This window comes from Bacteroidia bacterium, from assembly GCA_033391075.1.
Taxonomy (GTDB): Bacteria; Bacteroidota; Bacteroidia; order J057; family J057; genus JAWPMV01.
On record JAWPMV010000001.1, the window covers coordinates 6,288,879 to 6,308,239 of the forward strand.

A 19,361-nucleotide genomic window follows, 5' to 3' on the forward strand; every position below is an offset into this window, starting at 1 on the left:
GGGTATTAGGGTGTTTGCGTTTGTTAATGTGAATGGACTCTAACACACAAAAACACTAACACCCTAACACGTCTTATAATAAAACTATCTCATCTGCATGAGCGATTTCCATATTCTTTGTACGGGCCTGGTGGGAAATTTGATCTGAAGAAAATCTGGCTCGGGCTACGGCGAAGGGGGCTTCCCCTTCTAATGCCAATTCGCAGACTTCTCCTTTGGCAAAACTTCCCTCTACTTTTCTGACTCCCACCGCAAGCAGGCTCTTTCTTTTTAGCAAGGCCGCTTTGGCCCCTTCGTCTACGAGCAAACGCCCCATCACCAGGCTTCCACTGGCCAGCCATTTATTCCTTGCCGGAATATTAGCTTCCTTAGGCATGCATTGGGTTCCCCCTTTGCCTTGCTCTGCCATTAGGATTCCTTTGGCTTCCTTCGCCCCAAAAATAACGACTTTGATCCCCATACGGGTGGCCAGGCGAGCAAAAGTAAGTTTGGAAATCATTCCCCCAAGACCTGCGGCCGACTTATCCTGCCGAGCAAGTCCCATGACTGATGCATCAAATTCATCTATCTCGGGAACCAGCTCTCCTTTTTCATCCAAAACTCCTGGCACAGAGGTTCCTAATAATAAAAGTTGAGCTCCAAACCCTACGGCAATCAGAGTTGCCAATTCATCATTGTCAGAAAAACGAAGTTCCAGATTGCTCACTACATCATTTTCATTAGCAATAGGGATAATCCCGTTTTCCCACAACATTTCGAAAGTATCCCGAAGCTGAAGAAACTGCGCTCGATTGGAAAAATGGCTACGCTCACAGAGACTTTGCGCGATAGAGATCCCGTGTTGCTTGAAAAGCTGCGCATACATATTGAGCAAAAGGGGATTGCCGATAGCCGCCGCAGCCTTTCTCTCAGCGAGTTTGCCGGAATAGGAATTGAGGTAGCGCTTGCCGGTTCCCACTGCCCCTGAAGAAACCATCACAATCCGATAAGCTTTGTGGAGGCTGGCAATTTGTTCCACTATGCTTTTCATGGCATCGGTATCTATACTACCATCTTCCAGGGTGATAGATGCGGTCCCAAATTTTAGTATAAGCACTGGTTTTTCCATAGCAGCGGCAAAGATAAAAATTGTTGAGACATTTGGGTTTTGTTTTTAAAAGCTTGTCATCCCGGCCTTAACCCAAGAGCCGGGATCTCTTGCTAGCTGTTTGAGTTGGCTAGAGGTCCCGGATATCTGATAGATTCCGGGATGGCAGCAGTTTACTGTTTTTTTCAGCAGCCATCTAAACATAGCCTTGAAGCATTTTGCGTAATTCACAATTTTATTCTGCAAAGAAATCCCGTACTTTTATTCGTGGGAATTTCATCCAATAACATGCGAAATCTGCACTTGCTACGTTGGATAGATACGGATATATTCAGCAAGTGATTGCGTTTAAATAGAATCAAAATGAAAATACGTACGACATTCTTTACTATTCTCCTTTTACTTTCATTTTACAGCCTCTCCGCTCAGCAATTTCATGGCGTAAATACGGCTTCGATCTCTGCAAATGGAACGCAGGGAAGCACACAGCTCAATACGCCTCAATGGATCTGTGAATATGATGCAGGAAACAGCATTTTGAGTATGAAGGCAAAAATGGCCGCTTTTGGATTTTCAGCTGATGCAAATGGAAAGTCTATACTTAATGAAGTATTCTTTGTAGAAGCTAATCCCCTGATCCGAGTAGATGTTGATTTTTCTCAACTTATGCTACAAGCCGGATCTTCGCGGGAGGAAAGCAATCTTAGCTTACCCGTAGAAATCCGTTTCAATAATAGAGAAATACGAACCCAGGCTAATATCTCAAATTTTAGAATGAATCCTCAGGGTATTCAAATGGGTATAGATATTCCCCTGAATCTTCAGGAATTTGGTTTAGATACAACTTCCAAGCACGCAGCTAATTTTTCAAATAGCTTCAATCTGAGAGTTGACCAAATGAACATGAAAGCCAGATAAAAGTCCTTTTTCAGGAAAAAAGAGCGAAGCTTTTGGCTTCGCTCTTTTTGTTTCTTGATCCTTCATATTTAATTAACGTATAATTACTAGTTAGCACAATTTGTATATCCCTACAGGATTCTTTTTTTTAGGATATAAAGTCTTTGAATACACATGCGTTCTCACTTATCACACAATTCGAGAAGGACTCCGAAAATCACTTATGTTTCCCCTTATGATCCCTGGGCCAAGCGTGTACTTATGGCCCTGATTGAAAGAATTTGCGGGGGAAAAAAGATAGATAAATTATATACAGAAATTCGGCATACAGAAATGGAGCCCGAACAGATCTGGGAAAAATCCATCAAAAAGCTGGAACTCCAACTCCGCTATAATGAAGAGAAACTTCTGGCAGCCCCGAAAGAAGGCCCTTTGGTATTTATCTCTAATCATCCCTTTGGCGTCGTAGACGGACTTATCCTTGGCTATTTTGCTTCTCGTATTCGGAAAGATTTTGTCGTAATTGTAAATGAAGTGCTCTTAGGGCAGGATGAAAGAATTGACAGTTTTCTTTTACCTATAGACTTTCGAGATACAAAGTCTGCCATGAAAGCCAATATCCAAACGAAAAATGAAACCCTGAATCGTCTGGCAAATGGAGAAGCTTTGGTGATCTTTCCCTCAGGCGGTGTGGCAACCTCTCCGAAAGGCTTTGGTAAAGCAGAAGACCTCGAATGGAAACGCTTTGTAGCAAAGGTTATCCAGCAATCCAAAGCAACCGTTATTCCCATTTTTGTGCATGGACAAAATAGCAGACTCTTTCAATTGGTGAGTCAGGTGAGTGCGACCCTCCGCCTCGGCATGCTCTTGCATGAAGTCAGAAATAAAATCGGCAAACCTATCTACCTCGAAATTGGTGATCCTATTCCCTATGAAGAAATGGCGCATATCAGAGATCGCCAGAAATTACTGGATCATTTGTGGAAGGTAACCCATGACCTGGGCAAATCAGCCTGACATTAACTCATTCATATATTTTGATACGCCTTTTCGCTTGAAAGGCGGCTATTTTTTCAATTTTTCCCTCTTTTGTTAAACATTTTAATCTGTCTCAAATTAATATTTGAGACCCGTATCATCTTTTTTGAGGCGATATTGTAAACTGAGACAGCCTATTTGCCTCAAAATCAATTTTATGAATATCAGCAGAATCATATCCTTTCTATGTATCCTCTTTTTTCTGGGTGAAATTTCTGCCCAGATCAAAGGTAATGGGATCATGGAAACCCGCATACGCTCCCTTTCCCTCTTTACAGAACTTGAAGTCGATTTCCCTGCACATGTCACCGTCAATTGTCAGGAGCTGGCAAAACTGGAGATTACAGCTGACGAAAATGTATTCGAAGGCATTGCCATTAAACATGAAGGAGGCAAGCTTCGCATTTTACAGGAAAAGTGGATCCAGCCCACAAAGAATGTACAGATAACCATAGGTGCTCCTTTCCTCCATAAACTCAGCACCAGCGGCTATGGCGAATTTTTCATCAATAATCTGGATGGGCCCTTTTTCTCTGTAAATAATCCCGTAGGCACCGTGCATCTCGCCGGTAAAATCGAACAGCTGGAAGTCAATATGCGAAATGGAAAACTGGAGGCCCTTCAATTGCATAGCAAGAAGGCAACAGTAAACATTGAAGGCTATGGAGAAGCGAAAATACATGCCATTGAGTATCTAAAAGCAAGGGTAGGGGAGCATAAAGCTGACAAATGGTTGGATAAAGGAGTCAATATCCGTCTGATTAAAGATGATGCTGAAAACTGGATCACCTATGGATCATGGGAAGAAAAAAAGCCCGATGCTCCTCAACGCATTGATCTCAAACTGAAAAATAATTCCGGAACGAAGGCAGACTTTATTGTCGAGGGTCCCCGAGGCAATCGTTTTGGCTACGGTTTTCCCATAAAAGCCGGAGCAATTAGAAAAGAAAACTTTCCCATAGGGAGTAGAATATACCTGGACAAACTACTGGGCCGAAAACTTATCCATACGGTTTCTGCCGTAGACGCAAACCAAACTGTTTCCCTTTTCAAATAAGAACAACCGTGGCTAACGAAATCAATATACGCGCACTGATACTTTTCCTGGCCTGTTTCCAGGGGATTCTATTTGCGCTTCTATTTTTCTTCAGATCTGCAAAAAGAGAAATACTTTCTGATCTGCTTATGGGAGTATTCCTCATCGAAGGTACATTATTGATCCTACCCTATATGCTGGGTTTTCTGGGAATACAAATTTTATGGGATGAACTCCTCTTCTTTCCCCTGAATCCCGGACTACTCATCGGTCCGACCCTATATTTTTATCTGATCACACTTACCAATACAGATTTCAAATTCCAGAGAAAAGACCTGCTTCACCTTCTTCCTTTTGTTCTGTATATCATTTATCACCTTTCTATTTATGTACAGGGGAAACTCTTTGTGCAAAGCTGGATGGCAGAAGTAGACCTGCCTTATATTGCCACACCTTTGAGTCTTTTGACCCTTATCAGTAATTATGTTTACATCTATTTCACCATAAAATATTATTACAGATACAAAGCATGGGTAGAAAAAGAATTCAGTAATCCCGAGGATATCAATTTTAGTTGGTACAGAAACTATCTTTTTCTTATCGTAAGCGGCATAACCATGTCCTGGGTTTTCACAGCACTTAATGACCTTGGCTTTCAACTGGATTATACCCAAAACTGGTGGGAGTACTTTTTCATCGGCATTATCCTCTATATCCTCAGTATCAGTGCCTATACCCGTGCACAGGTGATCTACCTACACTTCCAACCTGAAGAAAAAACCAATCCGGAGACGAGCAAAAACTGCCTGGAAACGACAGAACTCAATGTATGGAAAGAAAAAGTCTCAAAACTTATGAAGGAAGAAAAGGCTTTCCTCAGTCCGCAATTAAGCTTGAGTCAAATGGCAGGACAAATCGGAATCCCTTCCCCTACGCTTTCTCAGGTAATCAATGAAGGCTTTGGAAAAAACTTCAATGATTTTGTAAATGAGTTCCGGGTTGAAGAAGTTAAGCGTTTGATCAGCGACCCATCCAAGGCCCATTTATCACTGCTTGGAATCGCTTATGAGAGCGGTTTTAACAGTAAAGCGACCTTCAATAGAACCTTCAAAAAGTTCGCCGGAATGACGCCTTCTGCATTCCTTTCCTCCCGAGATAGTAAAAAGCCCGAAAATAAGCGTACCTTTGCCCCTCGATTAGAAGTATTATAATTGAGACCTGGCAGAATATCGGATCGTATTTTGGCGGGAGGATATGAGGAGAATTTTATGATAGAAACATTTGCAGAAACAGGATTAGACGAAAATATCCTGGCGGGAGTAGAAGCACTCGGCTTTGTCAATCCTACGGAAGTACAGAGTCTTGCTATCCCAACCATCCTGGAATCAGACCGTGATTTGATTGCATTGGCGCAAACAGGTACCGGAAAAACCGCGGCCTTTGGCCTGCCGATTATCCAGAAAGTAGATACGAAATCCAAAGCTGTTCAGGCCATTATCCTGAGTCCCACCCGGGAACTAGCTATACAGATCGTCAATGATCTTAAAGACTTTAGCAAAAAGGTTCGGGGCCTACACGTCACAGCTGTTTATGGGGGAGCTAATATTGGCACCCAAATCCGTGAACTAAAAAAAGGGAGCCAGATTGTCGTTGGGACACCTGGTAGAACTCTTGACCTAATCAGACGTAAAGAGCTGGCCTTGGGGAAAGTTGAGTTCCTCGTACTCGATGAAGCTGACGAAATGCTCAATATGGGCTTTCAGAAGGACCTTGATGCCATTTTCGCAGAAACTCCCAAAGAAAAGCAAAGCCTGCTTTTCTCGGCAACCATGCCTAAGGAGATTCAGCGCATCAGCCGGAAATACATGAATGATCCCGCAGAGATTTCTGTTGGTCAAAGAAATTCCGGGGCAAAAAATGTAAGCCATGAATTTTACATGGTTCATGCTCGTGAGCGCTACAGAGCCCTTATGCGCATCCTGGATATGGTCCCTAATGTGTATGGGATCGTTTTCTGCCGTACTCGAAGAGATACCCGTGATGTTGCCCGCAAACTCTCTCAGGACGGATACAATGCTGACGCTATTTATGGAGACCTGACCCAGGCTCAACGAGACCAGGTCATGACTGCTTTCCGTAATAAACATATTCAAATCCTGGTAGCAACAGATGTTGCGGCTAGGGGAATCGATGTTGATGAGTTGACACATGTGATCAACTATGAACTCCCTGATGATCTTGAAGTCTATGTTCACCGTAGTGGAAGAACCGGGCGAGCAGGAAATTCCGGTATTTCTGTTTCCATTATACATACCCGCGAAACAAGAAAGATCTCTTCTCTGGAGAGGATGATCGGGAAACAGTTTCAAAAGAAATTGGTTCCCAGTGGATTGGAAATCTGTCAAAACCGTATTTTCAATTTCATAGATCACGTTGAAAAAACGGAGGTCAAAGAAGAGCAATTGGCTGAGTTCTTACCTGAGATTGAGAAAAAACTGGAATGGATGAGTCGGGAAGAATTGATCAAACACTTCATTTCTGTGGAGTTCAATCGCTTTCTCAATATGTACCGCAATGCTCCTGATCTCAATGTCAGTTCTTCAAGAGACCGCAAATCTGATCGTGATTCTGGGAGTAGAAAGAAAGTGGAATTTGTGCGCTATCACATCAATGTAGGGTCCCGTCAGGGACTTAATCCTCATAGATTGATGGGATTAGTCAATGAAAAACTACGTAATCGTAAGGTTAGAATTGGTAAGATTGAGATTCTCCGTAAATTTTCCTTTTTCGAAATCGATAGCCAGGTAGATAAAAACATGGCTCCTGCATTTGAAGGCGCTGTATTTGAAGGAGTCGAATTGGAGTTATCTAAAGCAAAAATGACCTCTTATGCTCCCAAAATCTCCCGTGAGAAGGAGTTCGGGGGAAAATTTGGGGGGAAATTTGCGGGAAAAAAGAAAAAACATAAGCGTAGACAGAAGAAGAAAAGGTTTGATGATTAATTTCTCTTCTATTCTGTAGGCTATTGGTCCAAAACGGCTCATTTCAATCTCCTGAAAGTGGGAGAGACTTAGCATTTCTGGAGAAAACAAATACCTGAGCTCTCGGGGCTTTAGGCATTTTTATAAGTCATGAATAGAAAAGATCCAGGCCGCCTCCTTAGAGAAATCACACTGAGCGTTAAACCCCAGCTCTTAGCTTTTACTGATACTGAAGCTTTTCAAAAGCCCGCAGCTGATAAATGGTCCCCTAAAGAGATCATCGGTCATCTCATAGATTCTGCCTCCAATAATCATCAGAGATTTGTGAGAGCCCAGTTTAAACGGGATATGATCTTTGAAGGCTATAAACAGGAGAAGTGGGTGATCATACAGCACTACCAAAAAAGGAGCTGGAATGAACTGGTGGAAATGTGGGTGCAATACAACCTGCAACTTTCCCATTTGATGATCTACACTCCCAGGGAGCTTTCCTGGCGACCAGTAAGTGAGCATAACCTTCACCAAATTGCCTTTAAAAGGATTCCCGCGGGAGAAGTAACTTCACTTGCCTACTTTATGGTCGATTATGTCGCCCATCTGGAACACCATCTTTGCCAGATCCTGCCTGACTACCAGGCAGTTTTGGAAGCCTATGAAAATAATTTCTATATCAAATCTATCTGATTGAGCGTTAGCCTGTCCAAGTGTTTAGTTCATGACAAAGGCTTTCCGAGGATTTTCCTATATTCTTCTATGAATTCCGAACTCCGCACCCTCGCCAAATACCGTGATCCGGAATTGGCGCGCCCCATCTCAGAATTATTGGACCGAAGAGGCATCCCTTTCGTATTGGAGGATGCATCTGTTGCGCTGGATGTAACCTTTACAGGAAGTCCTTATATCAAGGAATTTCTTCTGAGGGTTCCCGAGCAGTATTTTCGAAAGGCACAAAAGATATGGGAAGAAGATAGTGAGGAATTGATCCAGGGAATAGATGAGGATCATTATTTATACTCATTTTCCGATGAAGAACTATGGGAGGTTTTAGAGAAAGCGGATGAATGGAGCAAACTGGATTTTGTCCTGGCGAAAAAAATTCTGAAAGATCGGGGACAGGAAGTAGAGGAAAAGAAGATTAGACAATTTGAAGAAGACCGACTTCAGGAACTCGGGAAACAGGCCACGGCAAGCTTTCAATGGTTACTGATCGGATTTATGTTCTCCTTAGTCGGAGGATTTATAGGAATGATGATCGGCTATAATTTTCAATTCAAAAAGACCCTGCCTAATGGAACACAAATCTATGCCTATGATGAAGCTTCCCGCAAAAAGGGAATGGCGATCTTTTATCTGGGATTGATTGTATTTGTTCTATTGGGGATGTATATCACTTACACCTATACTACCTTATTTAAGTAATCCAGAGCTGTGTTAGTCTAGGTAATTTTGGATGGAAATATACCCGGGTTTGATGGCCCTGCAGAACTCATCGGAAAAAGGGGCGGCTTGTAGACCAGGTTCTGGGCTCTACGATTTTTGCCTCCATCTATTTCTAAAAAAGATGGAAAGATATATAAAGCCATCCGCCTATATTTTAACAAGAAAACTTAATAAAAAAATAAAGCTTTATTTCGCGTTTTCAGCTTTGGGGATAAGCATTTCCGGGGCTAAAGCTTCCTTTTCAGGTGCAACTTCTTCTGCAGCTATCTCCAGCTTCAATTTTTTCATATTCCGCTGAATGTAATAATAAGAGATAGCGGCCGCTCCGATATCAGCAATCGGAAAGGAATACCAAATCCCATTTAACCCAAAAAAGAGGGGTAAAATGAGCACTAAAGGAATGAGAAAAAACCCTTGTTTAGTCAGGGCGAGCAATAAGGCAGGAAGCGCTTTCCCTATCGCCTGAAAATAGGCACTCCCCAAGAGGCTAATAGCTAAAAGTGGAGTAGCCAAAAAGGTCAAACGCATAGCTGGAGCTGTACGAGCAATTAGCTCTGCGTCCTCTGTAAAAATAGCTGCAATTTTAGGGGCGAGGATCATGATCATGATGAAAATCCCGAAGGCGATCATACTCGCTGTTTTCATCGAAAGATTGGTGATACCTGCCACTCGATCCCATAATTTGGCTCCATAGTTGAAACCTACAATGGGTACAAAGCCTTGTGTGATACCCAATACCGGGAAGTTTATGAAGAGCATCAGACGGTTTATGATGCCATAAATCGAAAGTCCCATTTCCCCTCCATAAAAGAAAAGAGAATTATTCAGAACCATAGCCAGTACACTGATGGTTCCCTGACGGGCCAGTGTTACTGACCCAATGGAAGCGATTTCTCTGATAATCGGCCAGTTTAAAACCAGGTCCTTCACTTTTAACTTTAGGTCAGATTTACCAAAGAGAAAGAACCAGGCAGCATAGGAAGCACTCGCTATATAGGAGAGCGTAGTCGCCCATGCGGCTCCTTTAATCCCCATATCAAAGCCCACAATCAAAATGGGATCCAGGATAATATTGGCAACAGCCGGGACAATAAGGATGAACATGGCCACTTTCGGAAAGCCTTCGGCCCGAATGACATTATTACTCATCATGGCCCAGGCAAGGAAAGGAATCCCAAACAGGATCACTTCAAAATAATCCCGGGCATATTGTTTTATCTCTCCCTTTCCTCCAAATGCGAAGAGGACATAATCAATAAAGACATAACAAAGGGAAACGATAAGAATGGCCAGAACCAGGGTAAGAATTACCTGATTCGCAAAAGTCTTATGTGCTTTTTCCGGATTTTTATCTCCCAGTGCACGGGAAATGATAGAGGCACCACCTACTCCTATTGACATGCCAATACTCGCAATCAGATAGGTAATCGGCAATACAACTGTAATGGCTCCAATCCCATTAGCTCCAACCCACCTTCCAACAAAGAAGGTATCTACAATCCCATAAATAGACATGATCAGGATGCCAATTGAGGCAGGAATGGCCTGTTGTTGCAGTAGTTTTCCCAACCCCTCTGTAGCGAACTGATTTCTATTACTCATCTTATGGCTTGGTGGTGTACCCGTGGAAATTCTGATTTACGTAAATAAGCTCCTTAAGTTGGAAGCTCAGGGTTGCTTTCCAAACCCTGAGCTTCACTATTCTTCCAACAGAGGATAATTCTCTGCTAAATATCAAATTTGATTCCCTGTGCCAAAGGCAGTTCTTCAGACCAGTTGATGGTGTTGGTTTGACGGCGCATATAGGCTTTCCAGGAGTCAGAACCAGACTCACGCCCGCCTCCGGTTTCCTTTTCCCCTCCAAATGCTCCTCCAATCTCAGCTCCGGAAGTTCCAATATTTACATTGGCAATTCCGCAATCAGATCCCATCATGCTGAGGAATCTCTCGCTTTCCTTCATACTCTCTGTAAAAATGGCAGAAGAAAGTCCCTGTGGAACCGCATTGTTGATTTCAACGGCCTCTTCCAGGCTACTGTATTTCATGAGGTAAAGGATGGGGGCGAAAGTTTCTTTCTGAACAGTCTTGTATTCATTTTTCGCCTCTACCAAAGCAGGTTTCACATAGGTTCCGGTTTCAAAGCCTTCTCCTGAGAGTACTTCTCCTCCATAGATATGATTTCCACCTTCTGCTTTAATGGCTTCTATAGACGCCTGCATGCCTGCTACGGCATCCTGATCGATCAGGGGACCGATAAGGGTATTAGCATCCAGAGGATGTCCGATTTTGGCTTCCAGTGAATCGTATGCTTTGGTCAGGGTCTCTTTAAATTCATCGTAGATGGCTTCGTCGATAATCAGGCGACGCGTAGATGTACATCTCTGTCCACAGGTACCAACGGCTCCAAAAACGATAGCTGGAATGGCCAGTTTGAGGTTGGCGTGGCGGGAAATAATAATGGCATTATTTCCTCCCAATTCGAGGATGCTTTTTCCCAGACGTTTTCCGACTGTTTCTCCAACTGCTTTCCCCATGCGCGTAGAACCGGTAGCTGAAATCAAGGGCAAACGTTTATCTTCGGCCATTGCTTTCCCAATCTCGCGATCTCCGATAACGAGGTTAAAGATGCCTTCCGGCAATCCATTCTCCTTCATAACCTCCGCTACGATATTCATACACGCGACTCCGGTCAAAGGCGTTTTTTCACTCGGCTTCCAGATGCTAACGTTTCCACAAACAGCAGCAATCATGGAATTCCAGGCCCATACAGCAACCGGAAAATTAAAGGCAGAGATAATGCCTACAATTCCCAGGGGATGCCATTGCTCGTACATACGGTGATGCTTACGCTCAGAATGCATGGAAAGACCGTACAACTGTCGACTCAAGCCTACCGCAAAATCGCAGATATCAATCATTTCCTGAACCTCTCCAAGTCCTTCCTGGTAAATTTTACCCATCTCCAGGCTGACCAGTTTGCCAAGGTTTTCTTTATGCTTGCGAAGGGCGTCTCCGATCTGTCTTACGATTTCTCCTCGCTTGGGAGCAGGAATCTCTCTCCAGGTCAGAAAAGCTTCTTCAGCAACTTTTACTACATCTTCATAATCCGATTCTGTAGCATAACGAACTTTTCCCAATAGGGCTCCATCAGCCGCAGAATGAATGGAATGTAAATCTCCACTTGATGCGCTTTGGGATTGGGTACCTGTATGAATGGATGGATTTTCAGTTTCCAATCCAAGAGCAGCCAGAATAGCTGAATAATCTTTATTCATGTGAATTGATAGAGGTATTTATATATAGGTTAGGATAATAATAGCTTGTAAACTTGACCTAAAAGACTTCCTCGGGGCGAGATTAGCCTCTTTTATCAATTGAAATCTATTGCAAGCAATCCCGGAGACCTGCAAAGCAGATTCCGGGATGTATTTTTTTAATTGGCAGGAAGTAGGAATTATTTTCCTTCGTCCTGAATGATTACACCTGTAGCTTCGAAAGCCAGGCTGTACTTGGGCTCAGTGATGGTTTTTTCAGCTTCTTCTTCTGACATACCCCCATCTACTGCATAATGACGGAGCGTCGCTACATCTGTAGTGTCATAGTACGCTTTGCCTTCGAAGATGGCTTTCTTACCTGCAGCATCGGTTGGGACAAAGAAACCATAGTCTTTGAAAGTAATGTGGAGGCTTTGATCCCCATCCATCACTGTTTTCATCCAGCAGCCTTTGTTTTTGCATACCGCACTCAGGTCGCCTTCCAACTTAATGCCTTCCTTCATTTTCTCATCCCCCATAAGTTCTGGAAGCTGAGCAACGGAGACAGCATTTTCAGCATCGATCTTTTCTCCATGGTAAGACATGTTCATAGAAGTTGCTGATGTCTTTTCCTGGCTTTCTTCTTTTTGTGTTTCGGCCTGGCAAGCCCAAAGCAAGCTAAGGCTCATTAGTAAGATGAATCTGAATTTCATATAGCGCTTATTTTTAGCGCAAAGGTAGGGAATTTTGCGTGTTATTGTGCTAGTGTGTTAAAGTGTTATAGTTGAAAGGCCTATAAAACCCGAACTACAACACTAAAACACAATAACACACACAAAATCTTGAATAATTCAATCTAAAAATCCACGGTCTTAAAATTCTTCTTTCAAGGTTTTTATATCTGTGATAAGTTGGCGAACGGCTGTTTTATTCAGTCCATTATAAATGCCTCTGATGTGGCGATTCTTGTCTACCAGGACAAAGTTTTCTGTATGGAGAAAGTCATCGGCAGTTTTTTCCAAACCCAAATCCTCTTCCACGAAATATTGATTGCGGCCCAGATCATAGATGAGCTCTCTATCACCAGTAAGCAATTGCCACTTTCCGCTAATCACTCCTTTTTCCTCAGCATATCTTTGCAATACCTCCACAGAGTCCAGTTCAGGAGTCACGGAATGGGATAGCAGTACAATCTCAGGATCATCCATGAATGCTTCCTGTAAGACAGACATATTTGCTGTCATTTTGGGGCAAATACCCGGACAGGTGGTGAAAAAAAAATCCGCGACATAGATCTTTGCCTCCAGCTCTGCATCCGTGAATACTTCTCCTTCCTGATTTATCAGACTGAAGGGAGGAATTTGATGAAGATCCTGAACGGCTTCCGTTCCAGGATATAGCCATTTCGGAGTAAAAGTGGCCTCATCATAATAAGGAAGAAAAGTAGTTCTGCTTTCTGCCTTTGCTTCTTCCATACAGCTATATATGCATAGACTGAATAGGCTAGAGAAACAGGACAGAAAAAAGAGGAAAAGTTTTGGTTGGGAATTCATCATAAGAATCGCTGATCAGAATTGAATAATTTCTTCTTTAAGTTCGTAACAGGCATTGGCTCTTTTCATGCCGAAAAAGCGACCATTTTTTGCCTCATAATTGATAAACAGAGCTCCATTCTTCCTCCAGGCAGATTGCAAGCCTTCTTCCTGCCCCATATTGTAATTCATCACTTTGAATGGCTGTCCATCGTCGTACCAGAGTTTTTGGACTCCATGCGTATATCCATTCACATAGTGCGCCGCTTTCACCATTACTCCCTCTGAAGTCCATGCATATGCCAGCCCGTCGAGTCGATTGGATATATAGAAAGCTTTGTATCTCTGCTGCCCATTGTTATACCATTTTCGTGCATGTCCTTCCTTTTTCCCTTCCCAATACCCCAATCGGGATTCAAGTGAACCATCCGCAAAGCGAGCGACTGCATATCCACTATAAGGCTCATTGCCCAGGTACCACTTACCTTCCTTCGGGTGGAGGACCAACTCTGCCTTCTCTACCTCCCGGTCTGGGAGTTCTTTCGCCTCCAAATAAGCGCCTAAAGAAAAGCCCGAGAGCAGAAAGAGGGCCAGGATGCTTTCAGTTAATACGACTAGGAGTCCCCTGATAGTCGCCGGGGAAAATGATGTAATACTCATTGATGTATAATTCGTTTTCTATATGGTAGTGATATTCTTCTCCATCACTGTGCTGGGTAGTTGCTACATGTCCACCAGATGCATCCAGATCAGTAGGATAGCTGCCTGTAGAATTGCATTTTCTTCCGTAGATAAAAAATCCATCTGCCAGAATTCCCACCAGGTTCTCATCATCCTGAGAAAATGCTGCTGGCTCCAAATGATAGTGATAAAGATCGGGACCGATATGTCCTCCACTATAGTCCAGACTTACGATAGCGCTACTCAAGGCTCCTCCTCCTTCCTGGTCATTGTAGATATAGGCACCACTTACTGCTATACCAATGGCTCCAAGACTTGTAGATGTTGGGGAACTTGCCAATTCAGGACTGGAGGTAACTCTCAAAGTTCCGGAAAGGTCTGCCCGGTCGGTAATGACAGTAGGCGTCATATTCGTAGCAACCGTCGGATCTACATACAGCGAATGTCCTTGTCCCCAATATGGAGTAGTATGATTGGGAAGCCCATTTGTTTCTACAACCACATCCGAACCGTCCAGATAAATTGTGGTATTGTCCTCGTCGAAGTCTGCAAATGCACTGTGTAGGGTTCCGCTTCCTTGAGTAGGATCTTCTGGTTCTTCGCTCTCTTCACAAGCCACAAAGGCAGGGATCGAAAAAAGTAGAAAAAGCGTGAGAATGCTGGAATAAATCTTCATGATTATAAAAAAAATTAGAATGTCTTGTTCGGGAGTTTTGACTCCGGCTGTCAAGAAATCCTTCTCTCTTCATGAAAATTTATTACAGAAAAGTCCAAAAACACAAAATCGTCCAATACGAGCGTAAAGGACGATTCTACTTAGATTAGGAAAGCCTAACCTACCATAAATACCCAACTATCTGTTTTGCAAGCGATTTTACAATAGAGCATACATGTGATCAAATAGATGCGAAAGATGGGGTAGGCGAGATTTTTGAAAGGCAAGGAAGCTTTCCATCGTGAAAGGTGATAATACATAGGATTACAAAGGGGCTATGGTGTTTGATGTTTGGATTAAAAGAGTATATCCAAGTACGGAAAGAGGAGATGATTTTGGAAGCTAAATCGTTGGTTGCGCGGGAATTAGCGGATGAATGGAATATTTCGCCGGATGAATTGCGTTAAATATCAAAATCACGCAAAATGCGAATTCAGGATTTTTCGAGATATCCTAACAAGGCAGGAAGGGAAGTAAATTCCTGCTCATTTTGGTGCCGAATTAATCTCCACAGGTATTGCTGGTTTTTCGACTCAAGGGAAATTTTGAAGAGGGCATCATCCGCATTTTCTGTCAGCTCATAGCCCAGGCGTAAAAAAGCCCGAGTTGTCCAGATTTTTCCTACCCCTTCACCCTCTATAAAAACTTTGGAACGAGTAGATTGAAGTAAGCGAAAGCTCCCTACTTCCATGTCAAATTCAAGGTCTTTAGTGGCAAAAATCTTCTGAACTTTCCCCTGCAAAATAAGATCTTCTGGAATTCCTGCTTCAATCTTAGCTTTGCCATCCATCAGCCATATCCGATCCGCAATCTGCAGGGCCGCTTCCAAATCATGGATCGAAAGCAGAATGGTTTTGCCTTCCTCCCGGGTCAATCTTCGAAGGAGAGAAAGTAGCTCCATCCGATTGGGAATATCGAGATGAGCAGTAGGTTCGTCCAGTAAAATCAAAGGCGTATCCTGAGCCAAAGCTTTCGCGATCATTGCTTTCTGTCTTTCTCCATCACTCAATTGGTATAAAGGTCGATCAGCCAATTCTGTCAATCCGGTTTGCACAATAGCTCTTTGGATAAAGGCCTTATCTTCTTCCTTCATTTTTCCTGTCCAGCCTGTATAGGGATAACGCCCCATACTTACCAAACTATACACATTGAGGTTGCTATCTACCCGCTCTGTCAGGACCAGGCTGATTTTTCGAGCCAATTCCCTTGTAGACATTTTCTCCACCTCTTCCCCATTCAGAAGCACACTTCCTCCCAATTTTTTCTGTAGGGAAGCTATGCTTTTGAGCAAGGTCGATTTTCCAGCTCCATTTGGACCGATAAGACAGAGCAGTTCTCCTTTTTCCACATGCAAATTGAGTTCTTTGGCTATGAACTTACTTCCATAGCCGATACTCAGGTTTTCTATGTGGAGGGGATGCTTCAAAATGATCGTTGGAGGTTTCTTCGTTTTAAAATAACAGCGATAACCACCGGGGCTCCAATCAGGGCCGTTACGGCATTGATGGGCAAAGCAATACTATAACCCGGTAATTGGGCAATGAGGTCGCAGCCAAGCATGATGATGGCTCCAATGAGGCAAGAGGTCGGAATCAATATGCGGTGATCAGAAGTATTGAATAAAGAGCGGGTCAGGTGAGGAACCGCAATTCCCACAAATCCAATCGGGCCACAAAAACCTACTATCGAACCTGTAAGCAAACTTGTACTCAGAATGATCCAGATGCGGGTTTGTTGAATATGCAAACCTAGTCCCCTCGCATAGTTTTCACCAAGTAGTAACATATTCAGGGCCTTGGACAGTAGAAAGGCAATGAGGATACCTATTCCCACACAAATACTCAGAAGCATCAGTTGTTCATTTCTCACTCCCCCTAAACTCCCAAAGGTCCAGATCAGATAATCCTGAATCAGGCCTGGATCAGAAAAATATTGCCAGATGCTGACCAGTGAACTGGTAATGAAACCCATCATGATCCCCAGAATGAGTAGAACTACATTATCTCTTATCCGATATGAGAGGAGTAAGATGAGGAAAAAGATTAAAGCAGCTCCCAGACTTGCTGCCAATACTAATAAGCTGCTCCCACTGATCTCCAGGTTTGCGAATCCCCAGATGGCTCCACTTCCCCCCAACACAAACATCAGCAAGGCTACGCCCAAACTCGCCCCGGAACTAATTCCTAATACCGAAGGTCCCGCCAGGGGATTTCGAAAGAGTGTTTGCATCTGTAATCCTCCTACAGACAGACCCGCGCCTACCAAAATGGCGGTCAAGGCTTTGGGTAATCTGATTTTCTGGATAATGTTGCGCTCGACCTTGGGGGCAGATTCAGCTCCCCATAAAGAGGCCCAAACATCTCCGAAGGATATTGGGACAGAGCCTAGTAGGAGATCAAGGATGAAAAAGACAAAGAGTAAAAGAAATAAAGCCAGGATCAGGCCCCATTTTGGACCCAATCCCGGCCAGGTATTAGCATCTGTTTTACTCATTTGGACAGCAAAGGAACAAAAGATGCACCTATAGGCCCAAATTATAAGAGATTATTTATTTCAACTTATCCGCAAATACCTGTTTGAACTTCTCCACCTTGGGGCGAACAACAAAGTTGCAATAAGGCTGCGAACTATTATCATTGAAATAATTCTGATGATAATCTTCTGCTACGTAGAATTCTACGGCAGGAGAGATCTCCGTTACAATAGGATCTGGATAATAGCCGGAGGCATCCAGTTCTTTCTTATAATGCTCCGCTAACTCCTTCTGCTCATCATTATGGTAGAAAACTGCTGAGCGATATTGCGTTCCAACATCATTTCCCTGACGGTTAAGGGTTGTGGGATCATGTGTTTTCCAGAATACTTCCAACAATTCTTTGAAAGTCAGCTGCTCAGGATCGTATTTGATCTGGGCAACTTCCGCATGTCCGGTCAGGCCACTACAAACCTCCTTATAGGTAGGATTCTTGACCTTGCCTCCCATGTAACCGGAAACAACTGACTCTACTCCTTTAAGATTTTGGAAAACAGCTTCAATACACCAAAAACATCCGGCACCTAAAGTGGCCGTTGCTAGATTACTCATAGTGATTTTTTTTACAAATATACTGGCTTTTAGAAAAAATGTTTGTCGGCGAGATGGCAATTTACCCTTCCGCTGCAAGCCCCGTTTCCCTCAAGAAGGAAACGTCCCCCTAGCCTGACCACAGGTCATCTCGAAGTTTGCCCCTGCGATGGATTGCGGGCTGAGAGATCATGTATTATTTGACTTGTTTTAAATACAAGATCCCTCGGCACGCAGAAGCCCTTTCGCAAGCCAGCCTCGAGATGACACCAGTCGTTTATTGGCTCCGTGCACACTCCATTGTTCCACAGGTCAAGGGAGTGTGGGCCTGAGGCGGTGGGTTAAATTTAATTGTCTCGCAAAGCGATAATGTGGAAATTACAACATAGCCAAATCCTTATGTATAACACGCCATCCAAAGTCCTCGTCTTTTTTCTAAGAAATTATGTAGTCTGGACACTCGCCGGCTTTATCTTCAATTTCTTTCGCTTTTTTGGGATACCGGAAAACTTTACTACTGTAAATTTTGAAGAATTTATTCCTCTGTGGACCAACTTCCTCCTGGGTTTTATGGCAGCTTTCTTTTATACAGGGATCGAATTGCTGTTTGAATCACAAAAACTGAAACGATGGAGTTTTAGAACTCATATGATTGGCAAGTTTGTGCTGTCTTTCTTTGCCGTCAAGTTCATGATGTTGATCGCCTACTATACCCTCACTTTTTATCATGGAACAATCTCATTAAATGAAATGGGGATCGTCGAGTTTCTTTGGAGTAAAATGTATTGGGTAGTACTGCTCTTCTTCCTCCTGACTGCAGGATTGATTAGTTTCATTCGCCAAGTGGATCAAAAATTTGGGCCGGGTATCATATGGAATATGCTGAGAGGGAAATACCATAAACCTCGCGAAGAGGAACGTATCTTTATGTTTATCGATTTGAAATCCTCTACTACCATAGCCGAAGAGTTGGGTAACATCCGCTACAGCAAATTCATACAGGACTGTTTTTATGACCTCAATGATATTTTCCCAAAATATGATGCGAGAGTATACCAATATGTAGGGGATGAAGCTGTACTGACCTGGCATCCTCAAAAAGGCCTGGAGAAACATAGATGTATAGAATGCTTTGAGGCTTTCAGGGAACGCCTGGAAGAAAAGAGGGACTATTATATCTCAACCTACGGTCATGCCCCAAAATTTAAAGCTGGTGCCCATGCAGGGACTATCGTAATTACAGAAGTTGGAATTGTTAAAAAAGAACTCGCCTATCACGGAGATGTGATCAATACAACCGCACGTATTCAGTCCATGTGCAATACCTTTGATCAACAGCTACTCATTTCTCAGGAATTGCTGGATAAACTCCTGGAAAAGGAAAAGCTGCAATATGCTTTTCAAAGCAAACTCCAATTGAAGGGAAAGCATGAAGAGACAGCTATTTATTCGGTTTCTTAAACTCATGCCCTCCCCCCCTTTCATGAGGAGAGAAAGGGAATGCTTAGTGAGTTCCCCAATATTAGGTACCTAATTTTAGGTAGTCAGGTATATGTGACTCACAGAATTTTCACAAGATTTAGGTATTGTAGGACAGCAGGCACCCGCATACCTTTGTTGCGTTACTTATTTATAA

Annotated in this window: 18 protein-coding genes; 8 read left to right on the forward strand and 10 right to left on the reverse strand. The window is 43.1% G+C overall.

The window, feature by feature from the left end:
• Positions 1 to 73: 73 nt before the first annotated feature.
• A complete protein-coding gene (gene proB / locus R8P61_25170) occupies positions 74 to 1,108 on the reverse strand; it encodes a glutamate 5-kinase (protein MDW3650391.1) in 1,035 nt (344 codons plus the stop codon).
• A 342-nt stretch (positions 1,109 to 1,450) separates the two neighbouring features.
• Between proB and R8P61_25175 the strand changes: the two genes are divergently transcribed.
• The 7 genes from R8P61_25175 to R8P61_25205 all read left to right on the forward strand — a co-directional run bounded on the left by R8P61_25175 (position 1,451) and on the right by R8P61_25205 (position 8,458).
• Complete coding sequence (locus R8P61_25175) at positions 1,451 to 2,005, forward strand: hypothetical protein (GenBank protein ID MDW3650392.1); 555 nt, start codon at positions 1,451 to 1,453, stop codon at positions 2,003 to 2,005.
• 153 nt (positions 2,006 to 2,158) lie between these two features.
• Entirely contained in the window at positions 2,159 to 3,001 is an 843-nt protein-coding gene (locus tag R8P61_25180; GenBank protein ID MDW3650393.1) for a lysophospholipid acyltransferase family protein, read from the forward strand.
• Between the two features lie 178 nt (positions 3,002 to 3,179).
• A complete protein-coding gene (locus R8P61_25185) occupies positions 3,180 to 4,079 on the forward strand; it encodes a DUF2807 domain-containing protein (protein ID MDW3650394.1) in 900 nt (299 codons plus the stop codon).
• 8 nt (positions 4,080 to 4,087) lie between these two features.
• Positions 4,088 to 5,269 (forward strand): helix-turn-helix domain-containing protein, encoded by a 1,182-nt coding sequence (locus R8P61_25190; protein MDW3650395.1) that lies wholly within the window; start codon positions 4,088 to 4,090, stop codon positions 5,267 to 5,269.
• A 57-nt stretch (positions 5,270 to 5,326) separates the two neighbouring features.
• Positions 5,327 to 7,060, forward strand: a complete 1,734-nt coding sequence (locus R8P61_25195; protein MDW3650396.1) for a DEAD/DEAH box helicase — start codon at positions 5,327 to 5,329, stop codon at positions 7,058 to 7,060.
• 129 nt (positions 7,061 to 7,189) lie between these two features.
• Positions 7,190 to 7,723, forward strand: coding sequence for a DinB family protein (locus R8P61_25200; GenBank protein MDW3650397.1), 534 nt, complete (start codon positions 7,190 to 7,192; stop codon positions 7,721 to 7,723).
• Positions 7,724 to 7,792: 69 nt separating this feature from the next.
• Positions 7,793 to 8,458: a hypothetical protein gene (locus R8P61_25205; protein ID MDW3650398.1), complete on the forward strand. Its 666-nt coding sequence runs from the start codon at positions 7,793 to 7,795 to the stop codon at positions 8,456 to 8,458.
• Positions 8,459 to 8,665: 207 nt separating this feature from the next.
• On the opposite strand, the gene R8P61_25210 is transcribed toward R8P61_25205, so the two are convergent.
• From R8P61_25210 to msrA, 9 genes are all read right to left on the reverse strand, one after another.
• Positions 8,666 to 10,081, reverse strand: coding sequence for an MATE family efflux transporter (locus R8P61_25210; GenBank protein ID MDW3650399.1), 1,416 nt, complete (start codon positions 10,079 to 10,081; stop codon positions 8,666 to 8,668).
• Between the two features lie 125 nt (positions 10,082 to 10,206).
• Positions 10,207 to 11,754, reverse strand: coding sequence for an aldehyde dehydrogenase family protein (locus R8P61_25215; protein MDW3650400.1), 1,548 nt, complete (start codon positions 11,752 to 11,754; stop codon positions 10,207 to 10,209).
• A gap of 179 nt (positions 11,755 to 11,933) precedes the next feature.
• Positions 11,934 to 12,446, reverse strand: a complete 513-nt coding sequence (locus R8P61_25220; protein ID MDW3650401.1) for a DUF4920 domain-containing protein — start codon at positions 12,444 to 12,446, stop codon at positions 11,934 to 11,936.
• A gap of 159 nt (positions 12,447 to 12,605) precedes the next feature.
• Complete coding sequence (locus R8P61_25225) at positions 12,606 to 13,208, reverse strand: SCO family protein (protein ID MDW3650402.1); 603 nt, start codon at positions 13,206 to 13,208, stop codon at positions 12,606 to 12,608.
• Positions 13,209 to 13,301: 93 nt separating this feature from the next.
• Positions 13,302 to 13,925, reverse strand: coding sequence for a hypothetical protein (locus tag R8P61_25230; GenBank protein MDW3650403.1), 624 nt, complete (start codon positions 13,923 to 13,925; stop codon positions 13,302 to 13,304).
• Positions 13,867 to 14,622 (reverse strand): YHYH protein, encoded by a 756-nt coding sequence (locus R8P61_25235; protein ID MDW3650404.1) that lies wholly within the window; start codon positions 14,620 to 14,622, stop codon positions 13,867 to 13,869. Before R8P61_25235 ends, R8P61_25230 begins: the two co-directional genes overlap by 59 nt.
• A gap of 472 nt (positions 14,623 to 15,094) precedes the next feature.
• Positions 15,095 to 16,087 (reverse strand): ABC transporter ATP-binding protein, encoded by a 993-nt coding sequence (locus R8P61_25240; GenBank protein ID MDW3650405.1) that lies wholly within the window; start codon positions 16,085 to 16,087, stop codon positions 15,095 to 15,097.
• On the reverse strand, positions 16,084 to 17,154 hold the full coding sequence (locus R8P61_25245; GenBank protein MDW3650406.1) for an iron ABC transporter permease: 1,071 nt from the start codon (positions 17,152 to 17,154) through the stop codon (positions 16,084 to 16,086). Before R8P61_25245 ends, R8P61_25240 begins: the two co-directional genes overlap by 4 nt.
• A 55-nt stretch (positions 17,155 to 17,209) precedes the next feature.
• Entirely contained in the window at positions 17,210 to 17,746 is a 537-nt protein-coding gene (gene msrA, locus R8P61_25250) for a peptide-methionine (S)-S-oxide reductase MsrA (GenBank protein ID MDW3650407.1), read from the reverse strand.
• A 378-nt stretch (positions 17,747 to 18,124) separates the two neighbouring features.
• Here msrA and R8P61_25255 point away from each other — a divergent pair, with 378 nt between their 5' ends.
• On the forward strand, positions 18,125 to 19,186 hold the full coding sequence (locus R8P61_25255; GenBank protein MDW3650408.1) for an adenylate/guanylate cyclase domain-containing protein: 1,062 nt from the start codon (positions 18,125 to 18,127) through the stop codon (positions 19,184 to 19,186).
• Positions 19,187 to 19,361 lie beyond the last annotated feature (175 nt).